27 protein-coding genes are annotated in these 25044 nt (G+C 58.9%); 23 read left to right on the top strand and 4 right to left on the bottom strand.

Translation table 11 applies throughout. From position 1 onward, the window contains the following. Positions 1-87: 87 nt before the first annotated feature. The 3 genes from ACR0NW_RS15145 to fsa all read right to left on the bottom strand — a co-directional run bounded on the left by ACR0NW_RS15145 (position 88) and on the right by fsa (position 2567). A complete protein-coding gene (locus ACR0NW_RS15145; protein WP_480451183.1) occupies positions 88-1008 on the bottom strand; it encodes a tyrosine recombinase XerC in 921 nt (306 codons plus the stop codon). Continuing rightward, the gene (locus ACR0NW_RS15150; RefSeq protein ID WP_170651379.1) at positions 1005-1712 is read right to left on the bottom strand and encodes a DUF484 family protein; all 708 of its coding nucleotides are present in this window, start codon (positions 1710-1712) and stop codon (positions 1005-1007) included. The genes ACR0NW_RS15145 and ACR0NW_RS15150 overlap by 4 nt, the downstream gene beginning before the upstream one ends. Positions 1713-1913: 201 nt before the next feature. Next, positions 1914-2567: a fructose-6-phosphate aldolase gene (gene fsa / locus ACR0NW_RS15155; RefSeq protein ID WP_170651380.1), complete on the bottom strand. Its 654-nt coding sequence runs from the start codon at positions 2565-2567 to the stop codon at positions 1914-1916. Positions 2568-2658: 91 nt separating this feature from the next. Between fsa and ACR0NW_RS15160 the strand changes: the two genes are divergently transcribed. From ACR0NW_RS15160 to ACR0NW_RS15175, 4 genes are all read left to right on the top strand, one after another. After that, a complete protein-coding gene (locus tag ACR0NW_RS15160) occupies positions 2659-4854 on the top strand; it encodes a primosomal protein N' (protein WP_480451181.1) in 2196 nt (731 codons plus the stop codon). Positions 4855-4934: 80 nt separating this feature from the next. Next, positions 4935-6167 (top strand): MFS transporter, encoded by a 1233-nt coding sequence (locus ACR0NW_RS15165; protein ID WP_170651382.1) that lies wholly within the window; start codon positions 4935-4937, stop codon positions 6165-6167. 66 nt (positions 6168-6233) lie between these two features. Next, entirely contained in the window at positions 6234-7112 is an 879-nt protein-coding gene (locus ACR0NW_RS15170; protein ID WP_480451178.1) for a 50S ribosomal protein L11 methyltransferase, read from the top strand. Between the two features lie 96 nt (positions 7113-7208). Next, on the top strand, positions 7209-7553 hold the full coding sequence (locus ACR0NW_RS15175; RefSeq protein WP_480451176.1) for a hypothetical protein: 345 nt from the start codon (positions 7209-7211) through the stop codon (positions 7551-7553). Positions 7554-7650: 97 nt separating this feature from the next. Here ACR0NW_RS15175 and ACR0NW_RS15180 read toward each other — a convergent pair whose 3' ends face one another. Next, positions 7651-7863 (bottom strand): DUF1127 domain-containing protein, encoded by a 213-nt coding sequence (locus ACR0NW_RS15180; protein WP_170651385.1) that lies wholly within the window; start codon positions 7861-7863, stop codon positions 7651-7653. Between the two features lie 333 nt (positions 7864-8196). On the opposite strand from ACR0NW_RS15180, the gene ruvC reads away from it, so the two are divergent. The 19 genes from ruvC (at position 8197) to ACR0NW_RS15275 (ending at position 25043) form a co-directional block, all read left to right on the top strand. After that, positions 8197-8694: a crossover junction endodeoxyribonuclease RuvC gene (ruvC, locus tag ACR0NW_RS15185; protein WP_480451174.1), complete on the top strand. Its 498-nt coding sequence runs from the start codon at positions 8197-8199 to the stop codon at positions 8692-8694. Next, complete coding sequence (ruvA, locus tag ACR0NW_RS15190) at positions 8691-9368, top strand: Holliday junction branch migration protein RuvA (RefSeq protein WP_480451172.1); 678 nt, start codon at positions 8691-8693, stop codon at positions 9366-9368. Before ruvC ends, ruvA begins: the two co-directional genes overlap by 4 nt. A gap of 7 nt (positions 9369-9375) precedes the next feature. Then, the gene (ruvB, locus tag ACR0NW_RS15195; protein ID WP_170651388.1) at positions 9376-10395 is read left to right on the top strand and encodes a Holliday junction branch migration DNA helicase RuvB; all 1020 of its coding nucleotides are present in this window, start codon (positions 9376-9378) and stop codon (positions 10393-10395) included. 59 nt (positions 10396-10454) lie between these two features. Next, positions 10455-11078, top strand: coding sequence for a hypothetical protein (locus ACR0NW_RS15200; RefSeq protein WP_480451170.1), 624 nt, complete (start codon positions 10455-10457; stop codon positions 11076-11078). Beyond that, positions 11075-11494 carry a hypothetical protein gene (locus ACR0NW_RS15205; protein WP_480451169.1) on the top strand — a complete coding sequence of 140 codons (420 nt, stop codon included), beginning with the start codon at positions 11075-11077 and terminating at the stop codon, positions 11492-11494. Before ACR0NW_RS15200 ends, ACR0NW_RS15205 begins: the two co-directional genes overlap by 4 nt. After that, the gene (gene ybgC / locus ACR0NW_RS15210) at positions 11491-11883 is read left to right on the top strand and encodes a tol-pal system-associated acyl-CoA thioesterase (protein WP_480451167.1); all 393 of its coding nucleotides are present in this window, start codon (positions 11491-11493) and stop codon (positions 11881-11883) included. The genes ACR0NW_RS15205 and ybgC overlap by 4 nt, the downstream gene beginning before the upstream one ends. Positions 11884-11990: 107 nt before the next feature. Then, on the top strand, positions 11991-12686 hold the full coding sequence (gene tolQ / locus ACR0NW_RS15215) for a protein TolQ (RefSeq protein WP_170651392.1): 696 nt from the start codon (positions 11991-11993) through the stop codon (positions 12684-12686). A 1-nt stretch (position 12687) separates the two neighbouring features. Then, a complete protein-coding gene (gene tolR, locus ACR0NW_RS15220; RefSeq protein ID WP_480451165.1) occupies positions 12688-13161 on the top strand; it encodes a protein TolR in 474 nt (157 codons plus the stop codon). Between the two features lie 9 nt (positions 13162-13170). Continuing rightward, positions 13171-14256, top strand: coding sequence for an energy transducer TonB (locus ACR0NW_RS15225; RefSeq protein WP_480451164.1), 1086 nt, complete (start codon positions 13171-13173; stop codon positions 14254-14256). Further along, positions 14253-15572, top strand: a complete 1320-nt coding sequence (gene tolB, locus ACR0NW_RS15230; RefSeq protein WP_170651395.1) for a Tol-Pal system beta propeller repeat protein TolB — start codon at positions 14253-14255, stop codon at positions 15570-15572. The genes ACR0NW_RS15225 and tolB overlap by 4 nt, the downstream gene beginning before the upstream one ends. A gap of 85 nt (positions 15573-15657) precedes the next feature. After that, positions 15658-16161 (top strand): peptidoglycan-associated lipoprotein Pal, encoded by a 504-nt coding sequence (gene pal / locus ACR0NW_RS15235; RefSeq protein ID WP_170651396.1) that lies wholly within the window; start codon positions 15658-15660, stop codon positions 16159-16161. Between the two features lie 4 nt (positions 16162-16165). Continuing rightward, positions 16166-16993 carry a tol-pal system protein YbgF gene (gene ybgF, locus ACR0NW_RS15240; RefSeq protein WP_480451162.1) on the top strand — a complete coding sequence of 276 codons (828 nt, stop codon included), beginning with the start codon at positions 16166-16168 and terminating at the stop codon, positions 16991-16993. Further along, complete coding sequence (gene tilS, locus ACR0NW_RS15245; RefSeq protein WP_480451160.1) at positions 16990-18243, top strand: tRNA lysidine(34) synthetase TilS; 1254 nt, start codon at positions 16990-16992, stop codon at positions 18241-18243. Before ybgF ends, tilS begins: the two co-directional genes overlap by 4 nt. A 77-nt stretch (positions 18244-18320) precedes the next feature. After that, positions 18321-20237, top strand: coding sequence for an ATP-dependent zinc metalloprotease FtsH (gene ftsH, locus ACR0NW_RS15250; RefSeq protein ID WP_170651399.1), 1917 nt, complete (start codon positions 18321-18323; stop codon positions 20235-20237). Positions 20238-20334: 97 nt separating this feature from the next. Then, entirely contained in the window at positions 20335-20910 is a 576-nt protein-coding gene (locus ACR0NW_RS15255) for an MOSC domain-containing protein (RefSeq protein ID WP_480451158.1), read from the top strand. A gap of 165 nt (positions 20911-21075) precedes the next feature. Continuing rightward, positions 21076-22752, top strand: a complete 1677-nt coding sequence (locus tag ACR0NW_RS15260; RefSeq protein ID WP_480451157.1) for a formate--tetrahydrofolate ligase — start codon at positions 21076-21078, stop codon at positions 22750-22752. 57 nt (positions 22753-22809) lie between these two features. Then, a complete protein-coding gene (locus ACR0NW_RS15265; RefSeq protein WP_480451155.1) occupies positions 22810-23115 on the top strand; it encodes a chorismate mutase in 306 nt (101 codons plus the stop codon). Between the two features lie 54 nt (positions 23116-23169). Next, entirely contained in the window at positions 23170-24060 is an 891-nt protein-coding gene (gene folD / locus ACR0NW_RS15270) for a bifunctional methylenetetrahydrofolate dehydrogenase/methenyltetrahydrofolate cyclohydrolase FolD (RefSeq protein WP_480451154.1), read from the top strand. Positions 24061-24455: 395 nt separating this feature from the next. Continuing rightward, on the top strand, positions 24456-25043 hold the full coding sequence (locus ACR0NW_RS15275) for a LytTR family DNA-binding domain-containing protein (RefSeq protein WP_480451152.1): 588 nt from the start codon (positions 24456-24458) through the stop codon (positions 25041-25043). Position 25044: the final 1 nt, after the last annotated feature.

Here is a 25044-nt window from a genome sequence, read left to right on the forward strand (position 1 = left end):
CCGGCTTTTGTGGCGGGGGCATCGAAATATCGGTTTTTGAAGGATTTTCAGACTGAAACATGACCCGAAGGCGACAGGTCTGCCGATCTACGCCTTTGGATGCGCGCGGTTGTACACTTCCATCAGACGCGCGGTGTCGACTGCGGTATAAGCCTGAGTTGTCGACAGTGAGGCGTGTCCCAACAGCTCCTGTATCGCCCGCAAGTCGCCGCCTGCCGACAACAGATGTGTCGCAAAGCTGTGCCGCATTGCATGAGGTGTCGCGGTCGCGGGCAACCCAAGTTGCATGCGGGCTTTGGCCATGACCGACTGGATAGCCTTTGGATTCAACGCACCGCCGCGTACGCCCCGGAAAAGCGGCAACTGCGGAGCCATGGGATGAGGGCAAAGCCGCAGGTAGGTATCCACTGCATCCCGCGCCGCCGGTAGCACCGGAACGACCCTTTCTTTACCGCCTTTTCCAACGATTCTGAGTGTGGCGGGCAGCGGCGCGTCGCGTCCGGCCAGCGAAAGTGCTTCGGAAATGCGCAGCCCGCAACCATAGAGCAATGTGACGACCGCTACGTCCCGCGCTGCCACCCAATCCGAGGCGGATTGCATCTCGACCGTTTCGATCATTGTCTGCGCCGCGTCCTCGGCCAGAGGACGAGGGAGCTTCTTCGTGAATTTCGGGGATCGGGTGGACAGAACGGCGGTTGGTTCGAACCCTTCGCGTTCGGACAGCCACCTGTAGAAACTTTTGACAGCCGAAAGTTTGCGTGCAAGCGACCGGGCGCCGACCCCCGATCCGCGTTGCTGCGCCATCCAGGCGCGCATGTCGGATACGGTAACCGTTTCAAGCGCACCAAGACCTTCGCGCGCGCCTTTGTGCAGCGTCAGGAAAGACAGAAACTCAGCGACGTCGCCACGATATGCGTTTTGTGTATTCTCAGACCGGCCCGAAAGTGCCCCAAGGCTGTCCAGCCACCGTTCAAGTGCGTCACGGCAGGCTGGTGAGATCAGGCTCATGACAGCCAGTGGCGCATCGACCGTTCAAAGACACCGGCAAAAAATGACAGAAGGTCAGTTCCGAGTTGTGGTGTAAAGTGTCCCGGATCACGCGAGCCCATGGCGATCATGCCGGGCAGCCGACCCTTACCGAGGTCCAGTTTGAGGCAAGCTTCGGAGCGCAGTTGCTGCGACAGGCCGCCATAGACTTTTTGTGTAGCCCGCTGGATTTCGCGCAGCGTGACCTGGCGCGCCGGGCGACCGCGGTCGTAGGTCAGATAACTGTCGATAAAACCGGGTTCGGCCACCGTCAGCACACCGTCCAGCGTGTTGATGGAGGGATCTTCGTGTTCAAGCGTGGTTTCAAGAACCAGAGTGATCCGGTCCACGCGCAGGATTTCGGCCACATCGGTGCCAAGTGCGCGCAGAAAATCCTCGAACTGCATCGGTTCGAGCAGGCGGAGAATGGCCCGGTGAACCTGATTGGTTCCTGCCAGATTTTCGTAAGCCGCGGCGATCACCGAACGATGCGTGTCTTCAAGCCGGTCCAGCCGTGTTTCCAGCCTTTCCATGGCGATGCCGCGCAAATCGATGATGTTTTCGCCCATCGCCCGCTCATTGGCGGCGACAAGCGCTTGCATCAGATCCTTGTCGTCCAGAATCGCATCCGGCTTGGCCAGAATAGCGGCGCGCAGATCGTCTTTGAGTGTCGGGCTACTGCTCATGTTGTGTCCGATTTTGTTGTTGCGGCAACTTATAGCATGAGTTGGCCGCTTTGACTCGGTAAAATTTTCCGTACTTCGTGGTATTGGTTGGCCATTGCAATCAGAACACAAAAGCTCCCGCCTGCTTGGCCCGATCAGAGATCAGGCAAGGCAGTTGGGCCGAGCGCGGTACCTGGCGGCACCGCGCGGTAGCTCTGAATATCAGAGGATTTTCTGACCTGTCTTGGCCCAGTCAGCCAGGAAGGTTTCCAGACCTTTGTCAGTCAGGGGATGATCCGCCAGCTTCTTGATCACGGCGGGCGGCGCAGTGATCACGTCGGCGCCGATGCGGGCGCTGTCGGTCACGTGGTTCACCGTGCGGATCGAAGCGGCGAGGATTTCGGTTTCATACCCGTAATTGTCATAGACCTGACGGATATCGGCGATCAGGTCCATTCCATCGAGATTGATGTCGTCCAAACGACCAATGAAGGGCGAAATGAAGGTTGCGCCAGCCTTGGCCGCCAGAATCGCCTGATTGGTCGAGAAACACAGGGTCACGTTGACCATCTGACCTTCGTCGGTCAGCGTCTTGCAGGCTTTCAGGCCGGCCCAGGTCAGCGGTACTTTGACGGCGATATTGGGCGCGATCTTTGCCAGCTTGCGGCCTTCGGCAATCATGTCTTCAGCTTCGGTTGCGACCACTTCGGCCGAGACGGGCCCGTCGACCAGATCACAGATTTCCTTGGTCACTTCTAGAATGTCGCGACCCGATTTCAGGATCAGCGAAGGGTTGGTGGTAACACCGTCCACCATGCCCAGATCGTTGAGCTCGGCAATGGCGTCGATCTCGGCTGTGTCTACGAAGAATTTCATGAGGGCAGTCCTTTGATGGGTTGGCCTTGGTTGCGGATGCCTTTACCTCAAAGAAACACCTGCCGAAACCCCTGCCAAGGAAAGGCGCGCATTGAGCAGTCAGGAGTATTTCGACCAAGGCGAACTGGTGGCGGTCCTGACCACCCAGCCGCTGGACCGGACGCTGGACTACAAAGCGCCCGAGGGCGGGTGCTTTCTGGGTGCCTTTGTCGAGGTCCCCTTGGGGCCGCGAAAGGTGTTGGGCGTGGTCTGGGGGCCAGGGCAGGGGGGCTTTGACCTCAGCAAGGCCCGGTCGGTGATCCGGGTGCTTGAGGTTGCACCGATGCGCGAAGAGATGCGCGTGTTTCTGGGCAAGGTGGCCGACTACACGCTGACACCGATGCCCGCGATGCTGCGGCTGGCGACCCGCGCGCCGGGATTGGGCGACCCACCATCGATGCGCAAGATATATCGGTTGGGTAAGGGTGAACCTGACCGGATGACCGACGCACGGACCCGCGTGTTGGAGGTCTTGCGCGACTATGGCGGGCTTGCCTTTACGCTGAAGGAACTGGCCGAGCAGGCAGGGGTGACATCCTCGGTTGTCAAAGGGTTGGTGAAACAAGGCGCAGTAAGGGAAGAGGACAGTCCACGTGATCTGCCTTATCCGCATCTTGATCCGGATTTGTCGGGGAAGGATCTGACCGAGGATCAGGCAGAGGCGGTGGCGCGGCTGCAAGCTGGGCAGCAGACAGGCGATTATGGCACGACCCTGTTGAAAGGCGTCACTGGGTCCGGCAAGACCGAAGTGTATCTGGAAGCCGTGGCCGAGGCGCTGCGAATGGGGCGGCAGGCGCTGGTTCTGTTGCCCGAGATTGCCCTGACCGCCGAGTTCCTGACCCGGGTCGAGGCGCGGTTTGGCGCACGTCCGGCGGAATGGCATTCGGGCGCGACCATGACTGAACGCCGTCGGGTTTGGCGGATGGTCGGTCAGGGAGATGCACAACTGGTTGTGGGCGCGCGGTCGGCCTTGTTTCTGCCGTTTCGCAATCTGGGTCTGGTCGTTGTCGATGAAGAACACGACACCTCGTACAAGCAGGAAGACGGCGTGCATTACAGTGCGCGCGATATGGCTGTTCTGCGGTCGGCCATTTGTGGCGCGCGTGTCATTCTGGCCAGCGCGACGCCGTCGCTGGAAAGCTGGGCCAATGCCGAGGCAGGCAAATATGACCGGCTGGACCTAACCTCGCGTTTTGGAGAGGCGGTACTGCCCGACATGAAACCCATCGACATGCGGGCCGAGCAGATGCAGCCGGGGACGTGGATTTCTCCGTCGCTGCGCCAGGCCGTGCGGCAACGCATCGAGCGGGGCGAGCAGTCGCTGCTGTTCATCAATCGCCGTGGCTATGCGCCGGTGACCCTGTGCCGGGCCTGCGGCGAGCAGATCGCGTGCGATCATTGCGATGCGCGGATGGTCGAGCACCGGTTCCTGAAGCGCCTGATGTGCCACCAATGCGGTGAAACCAAACCGATGCCCGAAGAATGCCCGTCCTGCGGGGTCGAAGGCAAACTGGCACCGGTCGGGCCGGGGATCGAACGGCTGGCCGAAGAGGCCGAGGCGACAATCCCCGAGGCGAAGATCGCTATGCTCAGCTCCGATCTTTTCGGCTCGGCGCGGGCGCTTAAGGCCAAGATCGAAGAGATTGCTCAGGGTGATGCAGATATCGTTATTGGTACGCAGTTGGTGGCCAAGGGGCACAACTTTCCCAAACTGACGCTTGTGGGGGTCATCGATGCTGACCTCAGTCTGCACGGCGCGGACCTGCGCGCGGCCGAGCGGACATTCCAGTTGATGCGACAGGTGGCGGGGCGTGCGGGTCGGGCGGAAAAGCCGGGGCAGGCGTTATTGCAGACGTTTCAGCCCGAACACCCGGTGATCCGGGCGATTTTGTCCGGGGATGAAGAGGGTTTCTGGAAGGCCGAAGCCGCCGGGCGTCAGGCGGCGGGGGTTCCCCCTTATGGCCGTATGGCGGGGATTGTCCTGTCGGGCCCCGAGGTCGGCCCGGTTTTCGACATCGGCAACGCCATGGCGCGCAATGATGCGCCCTTGCGCCAGATCGGCGCGCAGGTTTTCGGCCCGGCCCCGGCGCCGATTGCGCGCATCCGGGGGCGGCATCGGGTGCGGTTGCTGGTCAAGGCCCCCAAGGGCGCACCCATTCAGGACGCCATTGCACGCTGGATCGCACCGTTGCGTCTGAAAGGTGACATTCGCCTGACGGTGGATATCGATCCGCAGAGTTTCTACTGACGTCTGCATTCACGCAGGGTGGCTGTGCACGGTGTGCTTCCCCCTCGCCAAAGCCGGAAAATGGGCGTAGACGGAGTCCCATGCTGAAACCCATGCCGCTTTCCGAGGCGCAGAGCCTTCCGTTCTGGCGCCGACCTGTGACGCTCCTGTTCGTGATGGCGCTGACCATGCCCATCGCCTTCAACGCGTGGAGTGCGCTGTTGAACAATTTTGTCATCGAGGTGGCGAGTTTCGATGGCGCGGATATCGGCCTGCTTCACACGGTGCGGGAAATCCCTGGTTTTCTGGCCGTGGGCGTGATTGCGGTGATCATATTCATCCGCGAACAGGTGTTGGCGATGATCTCGCTGATGATGCTGGGGGTGGCCACCGCTGTGACCGCGTGGTTCCCCAGCCTTGGCGGGTTGCTGTTTGTCACGCTCTTCAGCTCGATCGGGTTTCACTATTACGAAACGGTAAACCAGTCTTTGCAGCTGCAATGGCTGCCCAAGGATCGGGCTCCGCAGGTATTGGGCTGGCTGGTGGCCATGGGTTCGGCGGCTACGGCGGTTGTGTATGGCCTGATTGTGCTGACCTGGGATCGTTTCGATCTGTCGTATAACTTCGTGTTCATGGCTGCGGGCGGGGTGACGGTGCTTTTGGCACTGTTCTGCCTGATCGCCTATCCGCAATTCGATGCACCCACGCCGCAGACAAAGAAAATCGTGCTGCGCCGCCGCTACTGGCTGTATTACGCACTGCAGTTCATGGCCGGGGCACGGCGGCAGATCTTTGTCGTGTTTGCGGGCTTCATGATGGTCGAGAAATTCGGGTTCGAAGTGCACGAGTTGACCGGCCTTTACCTGATCAACCTGATGATCAACATGATGGCCGCACCGCTGTTGGGCAAAGCGGTTTCGGTGTTCGGTGAACGCCGTACGCTGATCTTCGAGTATGCCGGTTTGGCTATCGTCTTTGCAGCTTATGGCGGTATTTACTGGTTTGGCTGGGGCGTGGTTCTGGCGGCGACTTTGTATGTGATCGATCATGTGCTGTTCGCGCTGGCCTTGGCGTTGAAGACCTATTTTCAGAAGATCGCCGATCCCGCGGATATCGCGCCGACGGCTGCAGTCGCGTTCACGATCAACCACATCGCCGCGGTGTTCCTGCCAGCCTTGCTGGGTTTGCTGTGGGTGGTCTCACCCGGTGCGGTCTTTGCCTTGGCTGCCGCCATGGCGATGGTGTCGCTGGCCCTGTCCCTGCTGATCCCGCGCCACCCGGAGCCGGGCAACGAAACCATCCTGTCGAAATACGCTCCGGCGCCTGCGGAATAGGCGGCACGGCTTGACCTCGGTTGCCCATGGCCCTAGGCGCTTAGGCAACTGAGACAGGAGGCCCCCATGCCCACATTCACCGCGCTTACCACTCTGACCGGCAAAAAGGCCGCCGAAGGTCTGGGCGAAGCGATGGAGCGACTGGACCCGGAACCCACCGGCGTTGGCGTGTTCGAGGTCGAAGACGGATCGGGCCTGTGGGAGGTCGGCGGCTATTTCACGGAAAAACCGGATGAAACCGCGCTGGCCGTACTGGCCGCCGCGTTCGAGGCCAAGCCGTTTGTTGTGTCCGAACTGCCCGAAACGGACTGGGTCGCCCACGTACGCCGAGAGCTGGCCCCGGTCGAGGCCGGGCGGTTCTTTGTCTACGGCAGTCACGACGCCGACAAGCTACCCGAAGGGCGCATCCCGCTGTTGATCGAGGCCGCGATGGCTTTTGGTACCGGTCATCATGGCACGACACTGGGCTGCCTCAAGGCTCTGGACCACCTGCTGAGTGACGGTTTCACGGCATCCAAAGTGGCCGATATCGGCTGCGGTACCGCCGTTTTGGCAATGGCTGCCGCGCGGGTCTGGGATGGTGATATCATCGCCAGTGACATCGATCAGGTGGCCGTAGACGTTGCCGAGGCCAATTTGCGCGCAAACGGGATGGAAGGGACCGTCCGGTGCATCGAAGCGGCGGGATTCGATCACCCGGATTTGCAGTCCAATACCCCCTATGACCTGATTTTCGCCAACATTCTGAAAGGCCCTCTGATCGCGCTTGCCCCCGAGATTGCGCAGAACCTGCGCCCCGAAGGTTACGCGATCCTGTCGGGAATCCTTAACGAACAGGCGGCTGAAGTCATTTCCGTTTATTCCGAAAATGGCGTCAATCTGGTCAATAAGGGTGAGATTGGTGAGTGGACAACGCTGGTTTTAAGGAAAGAAGGCTTAAATTAGGTCGTTTTGAGGAGCTTTGTGGTTTTTTGCCCCTCTTTTGACGCATTCTCTGTCTACCGTCCTAGATTCGTAGGGGGGCGGTTTTCGGAGGCTGCCATGACAGGGAAACAACTGGAATTCGACCAGCGCGTGAGTCGCCTGGCAAAGAAACATCAAAAGATGAGCCGGGGCTATCGTACCCAGATGCGTCCGGATGGTCTGGTGGTGATGAAACCGCAACGTGTGCGGTCGGCGATCCCGCTGCGGTTTCTGGTCTTGTGTGTTTTATGCTTTTTTGCCTTCAAGGCATTTTTGATGGCCAGTCTGGGCACAACATCCTACGAGGCGCGGGTCTCGCGGCTGAATGATGGAACGCCTGTCGAAAAGGCCGGGGCATGGGTGATGCAGACCGAGCCGGTATCGGGCTTTTTGGCGGCCCAGTTGGGCAAAGTTCTGCCCTGATCCCAAAAACTGTCCGGAGATAGAAAAACACCGCGTGCCAAAAGCCCGCGGTGTTTCTGTAGCCCCTTGTTGCAGGGCAACTTTGTGAGTGGTGCGTTTAGTGGCGGCCTTCGGCCACGATATCAATATCACCGCGGCACAGGCCTATATCATCCAGTTCGCGGTCAGTCAGACCGTTCAGCGCGTTGCGGGTTACGCGGGCATCGTTCCATTCAACAACGGTGTTTACGACCGATGCAAAAATTGCGCCGATACGGCCAACGAGGCCGAACGAGCCAGTGGTGGTGCGGGTGGTGTCCAGTGCAGCCATATCCTGTTTCCTTCTGGTTTGTGTCAACGTTTCGATCTTTCGATCTGACGGGCATCTAGTGATGTCATTTTTGTTTCACAAGAGATGAAAATGCATGTGTCCTATGCGATTTTTGCAAGGCTCGCCGAGGGTTAAGACCCCTTAATTTATTGGTAAATTGATCTTCATAAAGTTGGTCGGTTTCAGGATATTCCGTGTCGGGAAGTGACCGGTTTTGTCGCGTTGGAGCAACCCGTGTCGTTTTTGCCCTCGTGTCAAATCACTTGGAAAATGTTCATGTTTCGTGCTAGTGCATGAAAAAAGTCACAAAACCCGAGCAGGCCGAGGCAAAAAATGCGGATTCTGGGCATTGATCCGGGGTTGAGAACCCTGGGATGGGGCGTCATCGAATCGCATGGCAGCCGGTTGAGTCACGTTGCGAACGGACTGTGCCACTCGGACGGGGACGATCTGGGCGAGAGGCTGCTGTCGCTGCACAATCAGATTGTCGAAGTGATTGCCGCGCATCAGCCCGATCAGGCCGCTATCGAACAGACCTTCGTGAACAAGGACGGGGCGGGGACGCTCAAGCTTGGCCAGGCCCGGGGTGTGGCTTTGCTGACACTGGCGAAAGCCGGCTTGCTGGTGGGCGAGTATGCTCCGAACCGGGTCAAGAAAACTGTGGTGGGTGTCGGTCATGCCGAAAAGGAACAGGTCCTGCATATGGTAAAGCTGCAATTGCCGGGATGTCAGCCCAAGGGGGCTGATGCTGCAGATGCGCTGGCGATTGCGATCTGTCACGCCTATTACGGCAAGGCACAACAAACGCGATTGAAAGAGGTGCGGGCATGATCGGAAAACTGACCGGCAGGCTGGATTATCGGGCGGCGGATCACATTCTGATTGATGTTCGTGGTGTCGGATATCTGGTCTACTGCTCGGATCGGACGATGGCCGCGCTTCCGGGGGTGGGCGAAGCCGTCGCCCTATATACCGACATGGTCGTGCGCGAAGATCTGATGCAGCTATACGGCTTTCTTTCGCTGGTTGAAAAGGAATGGCACCGGCTCTTGTGTTCCGTGCAGGGGGTGGGCGCCAAGGTTTCTCTGGCCATTCTGGGGGCGCTGGGGCCGGATGGTGTCAGCCGGGCCATAGCGCTGGGTGACTGGGGCGCGGTCAAGGCGGCCAAGGGCGTGGGCCCCAAGACGGCGCAGCGGATTGTGCTGGACCTCAAGGACAAGGCTCCGGGTGTCATGGCGATGGGTGGCACGGTTGCCGAGGCCATGGATGGCCCTGCGCCGGAAGTTGTTGAGGTAGTGGATGCGACCCCGACCCCAAGGCGTGCGCCGCAACCGGCGTCTGGTAGTGCTGCGGCCTCGGCTGGCGCGCTTTCGGCCCTTTCCAATCTGGGATACGGTCCGTCCGATGCAGCCTCGGCGGTGGCCGAAGCTGCGGCCAATCTGCCGGATGCGGGCGAGGCGGACCTGATCCGCGCTGCGCTGAAACTTCTGGCTCCGAAAGGTTGAGTGATTGATGGTTGACGCGGACCCCGCCCTGAGACCCGAGCCGCTGCCTGAAGATAACGATCGTGCGTTGCGTCCGCAGGGGCTGGATGAATTCATCGGACAGGCCGAGGCGCGCGCTAATCTGCGGGTCTTTATTCAATCCGCTCGCAAGCGGGATGAAGCGATGGATCACACGTTGTTTCACGGCCCGCCGGGATTGGGAAAGACGACGCTGGCGCAGATCATTGCGCGCGAGCTGGGGGTGAATTTTCGCATGACGTCAGGGCCGGTTCTGGCCAAGGCGGGCGATCTGGCTGCGATCCTGACCAACCTCGAGGCGCGCGACGTTCTATTTATCGACGAGATACACAGGCTGAATCCGGCAGTGGAAGAAGTTCTGTATCCCGCGATGGAAGATTTCGAACTGGATCTTGTAATTGGCGAGGGCCCAGCGGCCCGGACTGTTAGGATCGAGTTGCAACCGTTCACACTGGTTGGCGCCACCACGCGGATGGGTTTGCTGACCACTCCGCTGCGGGACCGGTTCGGCATTCCGACGCGGTTGCAGTTTTATACGGTCGACGAATTGCACGAGATCGTCACCCGCAATGCGCGCAAGCTGGGGGCGCCTGCCGATGACGAAGGTGCGCGTGAGATTGCACGCAGATCACGCGGCACCCCCCGGATCGCCGGTCGCTTGCTTCGGCGGGTCGTGGACTTTGCCGTGGTCGAAGGCGATGGCCGGATCACGCGCGAGTTGGCGGATGGCGCATTGACACGGCTTGGCGTTGACAATCTTGGTCTGGACGGAGCGGATCGGCGGTATTTGCGCCTGATCGCCGAAAACTACTCCGGTGGCCCGGTCGGAATTGAAACGCTGTCTGCTGCCCTGTCTGAAAGCCGGGACTCGCTGGAAGAAGTGATTGAGCCCTTTTTGCTTCAGCAGGGATTGATCCAGCGAACGCCGCGCGGGCGCATGCTGGCGCAAAAGGCCTGGGCGCATCTGGGTATGGCAATGCCCAAGCGGCAAAGCGATCTCTTTGGTTGAAGCGGCGCGCCGAAGATTTTATGCCTCTGGCGGGAATATTTGAGGCAAGAGGAAACAACGTGACACCGGAAGAGATTGAAGCGCTGTTCACGCGCGAAAGCGGTGAGTTTCTGTTTGCCCGCTGGGGGCGGCCAATCGTGCCGATCGTTTTTGGGGTCGAGGATCGGACGCTATCGGTCGTCAAAGGCGCCTTTGAAGCGGTGGTGGCGCTGGCCGGGCACAAAATGGCCGAAACTGATCCGGAACTGGGGGCCAACTGCATGGTCTTCTTTTTTCGTGAATGGCAGGAGCTTCTTGAGGTGCCCGATCTTGATCGCCTGATCGCGGATCTTGGGCCTTTGGTTGAGCGTCTGATCGAGGCAGAGGCCAATCAGTATCGCGTGTTTCGGTTTGACGAAGTTGGCGCGATCAAAGCGGCCTTCGTATTCCTGAAGATGGATGAAGAGCTGTCGAAGATTCCGGCCGAGACGCTTGCGCTGAGTCAGGTTGTGCAGACCGTTCTGCTTTGGAGCGATAGCGCATTTCGTGAAAAGTCTCCTCTGGCGGTTGCGGCGGACACAACTGTTCTGCGCCCGGATATCGCAGCGTTAATTCGGTCCGCTTACGATCCGGTCTTGCCAGCCGTAGCCCATGACGCTTCACATGCATTGCGTCTGTTTGCCCGTTTGGAGCGTCCATCTTGATTGATCCACTTTTTGCGACCCAAATTTCCGGTGCTATTCTTGGCTTTTCCATGCTTCTGGGATTGTTAACTTTTGGACAGCTCGCAAAACATGAACCGGAAGCGCAGAGGCAAAGCGCGATAGTTCAAGCTGCAATAAATCGGTCCAAACTCGCCCGTAGGGTTGGAGTTGCATTGATGGTCGTTGCTGCCGTTTTTTTAGTTGCCTCTCGAGACTGGGTGTCGCCAACATTTAATGTGCTTGCTTCAATAGGGCTTTGTGTTTCGGCGTATTCTTCAATTCAGGCCGGAAATACTGTGTGGTCAGGGTTGGCAGAGCGTGGTCACGAAATAACCGCCGCAAAACGAAAGGCTATACTTGAGGCCTTAGGCCTCTTGGCATTTGGTGCGGTAATCATTTGGATGGGCTGGATATGACGAACACCCGGCACACCTTCCCGATCCGCGTGTATTACGAAGACACCGATATGGGCGGGGTCGTTTATCACGCGAATTACCTTCGGTTCATCGAACGCGCCCGATCCGATTGGGTGCGCAATCTGGGTAATGATCAGAACGCCATGCGCGATGCGGGGATTGTCTGGGTCGTTCGTAAGGTCGAGGCTGAATATTTGGCCTCTGCCAAGTTCGACGATGAGTTGATTGTCGAGACCGAGGTGGTGTCGATGTCCGGCGTTCGGCTGACGATGGCGCAACTGGTCCTGCGGGGTGAGACCGAGATTTTCCGGGCCACTGTGACAGCGGTTTGCATCAACAGCGAGGGCAAGCCGATCCGCCTTCCGGCAGAGATTCGCGCATTGAAGTAACAATTTGGTCCATGGGGGTGGTTCTGTTGGCTTTTCGGCCCAATCTGCGTTAGCGTTCGGCAAAACAAGGCTGAATGAACGGCCATCAGGCAAAAAAGAGCAGGTTTATGGAAGCTGAAACGCTGGCGCTGGCGCAGGAGATCGATTTCTCCATGTGGGGGCTGTTTGCCCGCGCAACCTTTATCGTGAAAGTGGTGATGCTGATCCTTCTGATCGCATCCTTCTGGTCCTGGGCCATCATTGTCCAAAAGCTGATCAACTACCGCGCCGCGCGGCGTGAGGCGCAGAACTTTGATGAGAGCTTCTGGTCCGGTAATCCGCTGGATGAGCTGTTTGAACAGATTGGCACTCAGCCCGATGGCAGTTCGGAAAAGATTTTTGCCTCGGGCATGATCGAATGGCGACGATCACATCGAAACGATGGCGGCATGATCGCCGGGGCGCAGGCGCGGATCGACAGGTCGATGGATGTTGCCATCGCAAAAGAGGCCGAGACCTTGCAAAAGGGTCTGCCTGTATTGGCGACAGTGGGTTCGACCGCGCCGTTTATCGGACTGTTCGGTACGGTCTGGGGCATCATGAACGCGTTTATCGAGATTGCCGAGCAACAGAACACCAATCTGGCTGTCGTCGCACCGGGTATTGCCGAAGCTTTGCTGGCTACTGGCCTTGGTCTTTTGGCGGCCATTCCGGCGGTTATCTTTTACAACAAGCTGAGCGCGGACAGTGATCGCATCGTCGCGGGGTACGAAGCCTTTGCCGATGAATTTGCCACGATCCTGTCGCGTCAGTTGGACGGCTGACATGGGCGCGGCGGTACAGCAGAACGGAGGCAACGGACGCAGGCGCGGCAGGCGGCGGGGCCGGGCGCAGCCAATGGCCGAAATCAACGTGACGCCATTTGTGGACGTCATGCTGGTGCTGCTGATCATTTTCATGGTGGCTGCACCTCTGTTGACGGTCGGAGTTCCGGTCGAGTTGCCCAAGACGGCGGCAAATGCGCTGCCCGGTGATAACGAAGAGCCGCTGACCGTGACGTTGACCGCCGATGGCCGCGTGCAGATCCAGACAACGGATGTCGCGCGCGAAGATTTGATTGGCAAGCTGCGCGCAATTGCGGCTGAACGAACAAGTGACAGGGTGTTTTTGCGCGCCGACGGTACCATCCCTTATGCGCAGGTGATGCAGGTAATGGGGGCGCTCAATTCGGGCGGGTTTTCCAATGTGGGTCTGGTGACAGATACGGGCGGGCCGACGCTGGACGAAGGTGGAGAGTGAGGCCGCGATTTGCAGACCGGCACCAAGATCTCGGCGATTGCCCATGTGACACTGGTTGGATGGGCGCTGTTCGGCGGTACGTTCCGATCCGAACCGCTGCCGTTCGACACGCAGGATGTATCCGTGATTTCGGCTGAGGAATTTGCGGCGATGACTGCGGCCCAGCAGGTGCCGGATGTGACGAATGCGCTACCTGACCTGCAACAGCCCCCGGAACCTGCCGAGGACGTGAATGCGCCGCAACCGGTAGAGGACGAACAGTCCCGTCCCGATCCCGTGGTTCCCGCCGAACCTGAGCCGGAGGTCGAACCCGAGCCGGTTGTGACACCCCCTGAACCCGAGGTGATTGACCAACCCCCGGCGTTGGATGAGCCCGACACTCAGGTGGCCGCCCTTCCGGTTCCGCCCGGTCCCGAGGCCAATCCACGCCCAGCAGACAAAGTCGCGCCGCAACCGGTTGCCCCGCCACCGCCAGATGTAAAGCCGGATGATGTGGAAACCCCTCCGGTGTCACAGGACGAAGGGGCCGAGACGCAGCAAGATCAGCAGGAACAGACCGCGCCCGAGGAAGCAACGGATCAGATCGTGACCGAAGCCGAAGAAAGTGATGATCTGGCTCCGGAACGCTCGCCGCGCCCGCAGGTTCGTCGACCGCAACCTCCGGCACCTGCCGAAACCGAAGTGGCCGAGGTGCCTGCAATCGATGCAAGCGACGCGGTAAGAGAGGCTTTGGGGGGAGAAGCAACACAGCCTGAAGCAAAACCCTCTGGCCCTCCGCTGACTGGCGGTGAAAAGGATGCGTTGCGACGGGCAATTTCCGATAAATGGAATGTTGGCTCGCTGTCCACTGATGCATTGAATACCATTGTGGTCGTAGGATTCTCATTGAGCCCAGATGGTAAGTTAGTTGAGGGCAGTATCCGTTTGTTGAGTAGTTCGGGCGGAACACCGGTTTCCACCAACAAAGCGTTTGAGGCTGCTCGGCGCGCAATTATCCGCGGCGGTGCTAGGGGATATGACCTGCCTGCTGACAAATATGCCCATTGGCAAAATATCGAAATTACATTCAATCCCGAGAGGATGCGGATCAAATGATGAAATTCCTGACCAGCCTCTTTGTCGGCATGACGCTGTTGATGGCTCCGGCCTATGCACAAAACACGCCGCTTCGAATTGAGATAGACGAGGGCGTGATCGAACCGCTGCCTTTCGCGGTGCCCAGTTTCGTCCCTGACGGCCCGGCGGCAACGCAATATGCCAACGATATATCCCGGGTCATCGCAGCGGACCTGACCGGAACGGGACTGTTTCGCGAGATATCATCAGACGCATTCATCAGTCGTGTCAGCAGTTTCGATGCGCCGGTTCAGTTTGCGGACTGGAAGGCCATCAACGCGCAGGCTCTGGTCACCGGCGCCGTCAATGTATCGGGCAAACGCCTGACGGTTCGGTTCCGGGTGTGGGATGTCTTTTCGGGTCAGGAGATGGGGGACGGGCTGCAATTTGCCGGAACCACTGATGGCTGGCGCCGTATGGCCCACAAGGTGGCCGATCAGGTCTATAGCCGGATCACTGGTGAAGGGGGTTATTTCGACAGCCGCGTGGCCTTTGTTTCGGAAAGCGGGCCGAAGGATCAGCGGCGCAAGCGGCTGGCGATCATGGACTATGACGGGGCAAACGTTCAGTACCTGACCGACAGCGCGGCAATCGTTCTGGCGCCCCGGTTCTCACCTTCTGGCGACCGGCTGCTCTACACCAGCTATGAAAGCGGTACCCCACGTATCTATGTTCTGGATGTCGGACGGGTGAAGCGGCAGGTTCTGAACACACAGGAAGGCACGATGAGCTTTTCGCCACGGTTCTCGCCGGACGGCCGCTCGATCGTTTATTCGCTGACGCAGGGCGGAAATACCGACCTGTGGAAAATGGATCTGGCATCCGGTCAGAGCACGCGCTTGACCAACACTCCGGCGATCGAAACCGCGCCAAGCTATTCACCGGATGGAACGCAGATCGTGTTTGAAAGCGACCGTTCGGGAACGCCGCAGCTTTACATCATGTCCGCCAACGGAGGTGAGGCGACCCGCATCAGCTTTGGTCAGGGACGCTATGGAACGCCGGTCTGGTCACCGCGTGGTGATCTGGTGGCGTTTACCAAGCAGAATCAGGGTCGGTTCCACATCGGCGTGATGCGCACGGATGGCAGCGAGGAACGCTTGTTGACGGCCTCGTTCCTTGACGAAGGGCCAACTTGGTCGCCCAACGGTCGGGTCATCATGTTCTCGCGGGAAACACAGGGGGCAAGCGGACGGTCCTCGCTGTATTCGGTGGACATCACCGGGCGCAACCTGCGACCTGTTCGGACGCCGGATGGGGCCAGCGACCCCTCGTGGTCGCCATTGCAGAATTGATCTGGCCCGGCGACCGGCAGCGTTCACAAGGTCCGGTCGCTGTGGTAGAGAGAGGCCAATAACAAACCGAACACGAGGCATTGGAATGAACGTATTGGGCAAAATAGCTGCTCTGGGCGCGCTGACGCTGATCGCCGCCTGCAGCAACAACGATCCATCCGGACTTGGCGGAGGCGGAACCGGCAGTGGCTCGGTCGTGCCGGGCTCGCCCAGCGATCCGCGCTCACCCGCCTATTTCCAGCAGGCGGTCGGTGATCGTGTTCTGTTTCAGGTGGATCAGTCGACGTTGACGGCACAGGGGCAGACGACCCTTCAGGGGCAGGCCGAGTGGCTTATGGCGAATCCCGATTTCAACGCGACCATCGAAGGGCACGCGGATGAACAAGGCACGCGGGAATACAACCTTGCCCTTGGCGCAAGGCGTGCAAATGCGGCGCGTGAATACCTGATTTCGCGCGGTGTTGCTGGCAACCGCCTTCAGACCATCAGCTATGGCAAGGAACGCCCGATTGAGATTTGCAGCACCGAGGAGTGCTATTCCAAGAACCGTCGGGCCGTGACTGTGCTGACGGGTTCAACGACGGGGTAACAGAATGCGAATTGCAGGTTTGGTTCTGGCGGCGGTCATCGCGACCGCTGGTGTTGCACAGGCGCAGGATCAGCAGACACTGGCGGATATCCGTCAGGAGCTGACAATTCTGCATGTCGAGATTCAGCGTCTGAAACGCGAGTTTTCGACTACAGGTTCTCCGGCGCCAAACCTGTCCGGCGATACCGTTCTGGAACGGGTGAACACCATCGAGGCTGAGTTGCAGCGCCTGACGCGCCAGACGGAGCAGATGAACCAGCGTATCGAGAACATCGTGGCCGATGGAACCAACCGTATTGGCGACCTGGAGTTCCGGCTGGTTGAGCTTGAAGGCGGTGACCTGAGCACGCTTGGCGAAACCTCGACGCTGGGTGGCGGCGATGCGCCCGTGGTAGCGGCAAATCCCTCGAACCCCGCGCAACCCACCGGTGATGAACAGGGTGAGCTGGCGATTGGCGAGCAGGCAGATTTTGATGCGGCTACAAAGGCTTTGGCCGATGGAGATTTCCAGTCGGCGGCAAACATGTTCGCGCAATTTGACACCTCTTATCCCGGCAGCCCTCTGGCGCCCGAAGCGCATCTGAAACGAGGGCAGGCTTTGGAAGGTCTGGGTGACACGCGCGAAGCGGCGCGGGCGTTCCTTGCCAGTTTTACAGGCGCATCGGAAGGTCCGGTAGCGCCTGAGGCACTGTATGAACTTGGCGCTGCACTTGGGCGGTTGGGTCAAACCGATCAGGCCTGCATAACGTTGGGCGAGGTTGGGGTTCGCTTCCCGACGTCGACTTCGGTGGCGGATGCGACGCAAGAGATGGCATCCTTGGGCTGTTCTTGACCTTACAGGCAGATACACTTCGGGCCGAAATTCGGGCGCGGCTTGCCTCGGTGTTACCAAAACGACTTGGTGTGGCCGTCTCTGGCGGCGGGGATTCCGTTGCCTTGCTGTGCCTGATCACGGGAATCGCGAATGAGGAAGGCACCGAGGTTCTGGCGGCAACCGTTGACCATGGATTGCGGCCCGAATCCGCGACAGAAGCGGCATCGGTGGCCGAGCTCGCCGCGCGGCTGAATGTTCCACACGAAATCCTGAACTGGGGCGGATGGGACGGATCGGGAAACCTGCAGGATCAAGCCAGACGCGCCCGGTATCGGTTGCTTGCCGACTGGGCCGAGCGCAACGGAATCGATGCCATTTTGTTGGGGCACACCGCCGATGATCAGGCCGAAACGGTGTTGATGCGGCTGGGGCGTTCGGCCGGTGTCACCGGTTTGGCGGCCATGCCTGTCGCGCGTCTTCAGGACGGGGTACAGTTGTTGCGTCCGATGCTTGGAATTACGCGCGCCCGTCTGCGCGCCTTTCTGAAATCTGAGGGTATTGGATGGGTCGAGGATCCTTCGAATCAGGACACCAGATTTGACCGCATAAAGGCGCGCGAGGCGCTTGCCGGGCTCGCGCCGCTGGGAATTACCGCGGAAACACTTTCACGCGTAGCCGACAATCTGACACAAGCCCGTGAGGCTTTGGAGCGGTTTGCGCAGGAATCCGCACGCAAGGTAACGCAGGTGGATGCAGGTGATGTGTTGGTTGACGTAGATGGCCTTGCCGGCTTGCCGGACGAAATCGTTCGGAGGTTGATCGCTGGAATCGTTTCATGGATGGGCCGTAAGGAATATCCGCCACGCAAGGGCGCAGTCGAGCAGGCCATAGCGTCGGTACGCAACGGAGAGTCCGGCGTATTCGGTGGCTGTGTGTATGTGCCTGCCAACGGTAAAGTGCGGTTTTGCAGGGAATTTAACGCGGTTCGCGATGAAATCTGTCGCCCCGGGCAATGCTGGGATGGTAGGTGGATTGTGACAGGTGCAGGACCTGACACCGCCCGGGTAAAAGCTTTGGGAGAAGACGGGTTGCGCCGCCTTCCGGACTGGCGTGAGACCGGAAGGCCAAGGGTCGCGCTGATTTCCACTCCGGCTGTCTGGGACGGAGAGGAACTGCTGGCCGCACCGCTGGCCGGATTTCCAAACGGCTGGCGGGTCGAAACCCATGCTGAAGCCGAAGAGTTTTACGCATCGCTTTTATCGCATTGAACCTGCCTCAATCATCTCTATTTTAAGGGATAACCCGGCAGTCCCCTTAATTGCCGAAACGTTTTGGGAGAATTTCCTTGGGCAACGCTCGAAATATCGCCTTCTGGGTCGTCTTGTTCCTTTTGATCCTGGCACTGTTCAACCTGTTCAGTGGCACTGGTGGAACGCTCCAGAGCCATGAAAGAACCTATTCCGATTTTGTCAGCGCGGTGGATGCGGGTGAAGTCAAGAATGTGACGCTGGACGGCGAACAAATCCGGTATCGAACCAATGACGGCAAGGACTATGTGACCATCAAGCCGACCGATGCCGAGGTAACGAAACTGCTGATCGACAAGGACATCCCCGTTCGGGCCGAAAAGCAGCAACAATCGGGCTTCCAGTCCTTCATCATCACTTTGCTGCCCTTCCTGCTGCTGATCGGCGTCTGGGTCTATTTCATGAACCGGATGCAGGGCGGCGGCAAAGGCGGCGCGATGGGCTTTGGCAAGTCCAAAGCGAAAATGCTGACCGAAAAGCATGGCCGCGTGACCTTTGATGACGTAGCTGGGATCGACGAAGCCAAGGAAGAGCTGGAAGAGATCGTCGAATTCCTGCGTAACCCGCAGAAATTCTCGCGCCTTGGCGGCAAGATTCCCAAAGGCGCGTTGCTGGTTGGCCCTCCGGGTACTGGTAAGACCCTGCTGGCCCGCGCGATCGCGGGTGAGGCAGGTGTGCCGTTCTTTACCATTTCGGGTTCGGACTTTGTCGAAATGTTCGTTGGTGTCGGTGCTAGCCGTGTTCGTGACATGTTCGAACAGGCGAAGAAGAACGCGCCTTGTATCGTGTTTATCGACGAAATCGACGCTGTGGGCCGCCATCGTGGCGCAGGCTATGGCGGTGGTAACGACGAACGTGAACAGACCCTCAACCAGTTGCTGGTCGAGATGGACGGGTTCGAGGCGAACGAAGGCGTGATCATTCTGGCGGCCACCAACCGCAAGGACGTTCTGGACCCCGCGCTTCTGCGTCCGGGCCGGTTCGACCGTCAGGTCACTGTCGGAAATCCCGACATCAAGGGCCGCGAGAAAATTCTGGGCGTCCACGCCCGCAAGACGCCCTTGGGCCCCGACGTCGATCTGCGCATCATCGCGCGCGGCACGCCGGGTTTCTCGGGTGCTGATCTGGCCAACCTTGTGAATGAGGCCGCGCTGATGGCTGCACGTGTTGGTCGTCGCTTTGTCACCATGGAAGATTTCGAGAACGCGAAAGACAAGGTGATGATGGGGGCCGAGCGCCGCTCGATGGTGCTGACGCAGGACCAGAAAGAAAAGACCGCCTATCACGAAGCGGGTCACGCTGTTGTTGGTCTGGTTCTTCCCGAATGCGATCCGGTCTACAAGGCAACGATCATCCCGCGCGGTGGTGCGTTGGGTATGGTGGTTTCCCTACCTGAAATCGACCGTCTGAACTGGCACAAGGACGAGTGCGAGCAAAAACTCGCGATGACTATGGCGGGCAAGGCCGCCGAGATCATCAAATACGGTGAAGACCACGTCTCGAACGGCCCGGCGGGTGACATTCAGCAGGCAAGCCAGTTGGCGCGCGCCATGGTGATGCGTTGGGGTATGTCCGACAAGGTCGGCAATATCGACTATGCCGAAGCGCATGAAGGATATTCCGGCAACACGGCGGGCTTCTCGGTTTCCGCTCATACAAAAGAGCTGATCGAAGAAGAGGTCAAAAACCTGATTCAGCAAGGGTATGAACGCGCCCACAAGATTCTGACTGACCACAATGAAGAGTGGGAGCGTCTTGCGCAGGGTCTGCTGGAATATGAAACCCTGACTGGCGATGAGATCAAACGCGTTATGAACGGCGAGTCGCCCGGCGATGGTGATGACGAAGGCGACAAGCCGGATGAAGGCAGCGCGCCAAGCGTAACCGCCATTCCCAAGACCAAGCCCAAGAAGGCACCGCCCGAAGGCGGGATGGAGCCTGAACCGACGGCCTGATCCAAAAGACCCGGGAATTCCCGGGTCTTTTTACTTTTCAATCCTTTGGTACCGATTATTAGTATCGCGGTGATCATCGAATGGAATGAGGGACCGCATGCCGGTATTGCGCGAAACGGAATTCTCGGGCGAAGTTGTCTGGCTTGGACATGTCCCACATGGACAATCGTTGCGCGCGACACCTGTTGATACGCTGGAACTGGATTTCCCGGGCGATCGGGGCGCCCGGCACGAGGGTGTCAATCGCGCTTCCTGCGTGCGTGTGAAAAATCTGTACCCGGTGGGGACCGAAATCCGGAATGTCCGCCAACTTACGGTGTTGTCGGCAGAAGAACTGGATGTAATCGCGGCCGAGATGGGTCTGGACCGGCTTGACCCGGCGCTGCTGGGGGCAAGCGTCGTCGTGCGGGGAATACCTGATTTCACCCATATCCCGCCATCGTCCCGGTTGCAGGCATCGGGTGGTCTGACTTTGACCGTGGATATGGAAAACCGCCCCTGCGTCATTCCCGGCCGCGAGATCGAGTCGGTTTCACCGGGATACGGGGCAGCATTCAAACCGGCAGCCCAAAATCGTCGGGGCGTCACAGCCTGGGTTGAACGCCCGGGTGCGCTGGCACTTGGTGATGCATTGACTTTGTTTGTGCCGGATCAGCGAAACTGGGCGCCATAATGCTTTAATCCGATGGATTAGAACACACCGAATCGAGGCGACGCCGCTTCACGGCATGATTATGTCGGAATCTATATCCATCTCAATTGTACACAACGGTATGGATTGCACAGCGCCGACGCTGCGCGTCGGTTTTGCACGGAATTCAACCAGGGACCCTGCCCAATGAGCTACAAATCCGACATCGAAATCGCCCGCGAGGCGAACAAGAAGCCGATTCAGGAAATCGGCGCAAGAATCGGCATCGAATCCGCGGATTTGCTGCCCTATGGCCATGACAAAGCAAAGGTCAGCCAGGACTTTATCAACTCGGTTCAGGACCGCAAAGATGGCAAGCTGATCCTTGTGACCGCGATCAACCCGACCCCGGCAGGTGAAGGTAAAACCACCACCACCGTTGGTCTGGGCGACGGCCTGAACCGCATCGGCAAAAACGCGATGATCTGTATCCGCGAAGCCTCGCTTGGCCCGAACTTCGGCATGAAGGGCGGCGCTGCAGGTGGCGGTTACGCGCAGGTTGTTCCGATGGAAGAGATGAATCTGCACTTCACAGGTGACTTCCACGCCATCACCTCGGCCCACTCGCTGCTGTCGGCAATGATCGACAACCACATCTACTGGGGTAACGAGCAGAAGATCGACATGCGCCGCGTCGCATGGCGCCGTGTGGTCGACATGAACGACCGCGCCCTGCGTCAGATCACCTGCTCGCTGGGCGGTGTATCGAACGGCTTCCCGCGTGAAGCAGGTTTTGACATCACCGTGGCGTCCGAAGTCATGGCGATCCTGTGCCTGGCAAACGACCTGAAAGATCTGGAAAAGCGCCTGGGTGACATCATCGTTGCCTACCGCCGCGACAAGACCCCGGTCTACTGCCGCGACATCAAGGCTGAAGGCGCAATGACCGTTCTGCTGAAGGACGCGATGCAGCCGAACCTGGTGCAGACGCTGGAAAACAACCCGGCCTTCGTCCACGGTGGTCCGTTCGCGAACATCGCGCATGGCTGTAACTCGGTCATCGCGACCAAGACCGCTCTGAAAGTCGCCGACTATGTCGTGACCGAAGCCGGTTTCGGTGCCGATTTGGGTGCCGAGAAGTTCATGAACATCAAGTGCCGCAAGGCGGGCATCGCCCCGTCGGCCGTGGTGCTGGTCGCCACCGTGCGCGCGATGAAGATGAACGGTGGCGTTGCCAAGGCCGATCTGGGCGCGGAAAACGTCGATGCAGTTGTCAGCGGTTGCGCCAACCTTGGCCGTCACATCGAAAACGTCAAATCGTTCGGTGTGCCGGTTGTCGTTGCCATCAACCACTTCGTCACCGACACGGATGCCGAAGTTAAGGCCGTCAGCGACTACTGTGCGGAACATGGTGTCGAAGCGATTCTGTCGCGTCACTGGGAACTGGGGTCGGAAGGCTCTGCCGATCTGGCTCATAAGGTTGTCGAGCTGGCCGATGCAGGCACCGCGAACTTCTCGCCGATCTACCCGGACGACATGCCGCTGTTCGAAAAGATCGAAACCATCGCCAAGCGCATCTACCGTGCTGACGAAGTTCTGGCCGATGCCAAGATCCGCAACCAGCTGCACGAGTGGGAAGCAGCAGGCTATGGCAACCTGCCGGTCTGCATGGCGAAAACCCAATACTCGTTCTCGACCGATCCCAGCCTGCGTGGTGCACCCACCGGCCACTCGGTTCCGGTGCGTGAGGTTCGCCTTTCCGCAGGTGCAGGGTTCATCGTGGTTGTCTGCGGCGAGATCATGACCATGCCCGGTCTGCCGCGCAAACCGGCTGCTGAAACCATCTGCCTCAATGACGCAGGTGAGATCGAGGGCTTGTTCTAAGCTGCTGAATACGACATCTCGTGGTCCGGGGAATCCCCGGGCCATGAGGAGACCAACATGCCCACTCTGACACCGCCGCAGGATTGCGCCACGATGCGGGAACTGCGGGTTCAGATCGACAAACTTGACCGGCATCTGATCGACATGCTGGTTACGCGCGCAGGTTACATCGACCGCGCCGCTGAATTGAAACCGGGTGAGCGTCTGCCAGCCCGTATTCCGGAACGGGTCGAACAAGTGGTGCAGAATGTTCGCGCCAGCGCGGGCGAGGCGGGGATGGACCCCGACTTGGCCGAAAATCTCTGGCGAATTTTGATTGACTGGTCGATTGCGCGTGAAGAACGTGTGATCGGCGCGGACTGAAAGACCGGGCGCGATGATCGCGCCCGATCAGCTTTTGAAAGAAGGGATCAATGGATGGTAGCCCAAGTCATCGATGGTAAGGCCTTTGCGGCCAAGGTGCGCGCCCAAGTGGCGGATCAGGTTGCGAAACTGAAGGAAGAAAACGGCATCACGCCGGGTCTTGCCGTGGTTCTTGTTGGTGAAGACCCCGCAAGCCAGGTCTATGTTCGTTCCAAGGGCAAGATGACCGTCGAAGTCGGTATGAACTCGTACGAACACAAGCTTGATCCTGAGACCTCGGAAGAGGATCTGCTGGCGTTGATCGACAAGCTGAACAATGATCCGGCGGTCCACGGCATTCTGGTGCAACTGCCGCTACCCAAGCATCTGAACGAAGATCTGGTGATCAATTCCATCGACCCGGCTAAGGATGTCGATGGATTCCATATCTCGAATGTGGGTCTACTTGGTACCGGCCAGAAATCGATGGTGCCCTGCACGCCGCTGGGCTGCCTGATGATGCTGCGTGACCACCACGGTTCGCTTTCCGGTATGGATGCGGTCGTCGTGGGACGTTCGAACATCGTCGGCAAGCCGATGGCACAGCTGCTGCTGGGTGACAGCTGCACAGTAACCATCGCGCATTCGCGCACCAAGGACCTGCCCGACGTTGTCCGTCGCGCGGACATTGTTGTCGCGGCTGTTGGGCGACCCGAGATGGTGCCAGGCGATTGGATCAAGGAAGGCGCCACCGTCATCGACGTCGGCATCAACCGGATCGAGCGTGACGGCAAGAACAAGCTGGTTGGCGACGTTCACTACGAAAGCGCTTCGCAGGTTGCCGGCGCAATCACACCAGTTCCCGGCGGCGTTGGCCCGATGACCATTGCCTGCCTGCTGGCCAATACCCTGACGGCCTGCTGCCGTGCCAACGGCCTGCCTGAACCCGAAGGTCTGACTGCCTGAGTAATACACCGGGCCGCAGTTTTTGCGGCCCGGTGAAGCCTGCCGCGCGCAGCCATCGCGCCTTTCACCCGAGACCACGTGAATTTACCGTCGAAAAACCCGGCTAGTTCCGTAGTGAGGCCAACAAACGGTTTTCTTGCATTCCATTGAATGTTATACAGAATTTCCGGTCGAGCAATTGGTGCTGTAACGGTTCCCGAAGATTTAGACCGGCAATCGGGTAGGTGGTTAGCAATTTTGGCATGCGGTCAAAACTGAAATCAATTTTGTTTGTATATGGTCCACTCAGGCTGGTTTCCGGTTTAGTTTTTGTATTTTTGCTCAGCTACGCGGTGCCGCCGTTTCATCATGTGGAACTTTCCTTTGGGTGCCGATTCCTGTTCTGGAGCTGCGTAATGCTCTTGGCGGTAGGGGTGACGTGGACATCCGGGGATTTGGTTAAACGGCGATGGGGTAATCTGAAGCAGGTCGCTCAGGACCTGACATTTGCGGTATTGATTGCTGTTTTGTTTACGCCGTTGCTTTGGGCGTTGGTTTCATTGCTCCTGACATACGAAGGTTTGGCCCGTCCGGCGTTTTTGACCGTAGCGCCTTATGGTGCCTTGTTTGCGGCGGGCTTGTTGTTGATTCGGCGGGGCGAAGCATATGCGCCGCGTGAAGATGTCGAAATCCGACCGCGTATGACAAAGCGGTTACCGGCGTCCTTCAATGGCGAAATCTACCGGCTGACGGTCCGTGATCACAACGTGGACATCGTTACCTCGGACGGAACCTTTACCATTCGCTCAAGGTTCACTGACGCAATTGACGAAATGGAGCCGATGCCGGGGCATTGCACGCATAGGTCCCATTGGGTGACTGAGGCCGCGATCGTCGGGGCAGAGCGTGCGGCAGGCAAAACACATCTGCGTTTGAAAAACGGAGATCTTGTTCCTGTCAGCCGGAAGTACCGACCGATGTTGGAACAGGCGGGCGTGTTATAGA

This window comes from Ruegeria sp. CF5, from assembly GCF_056537325.1.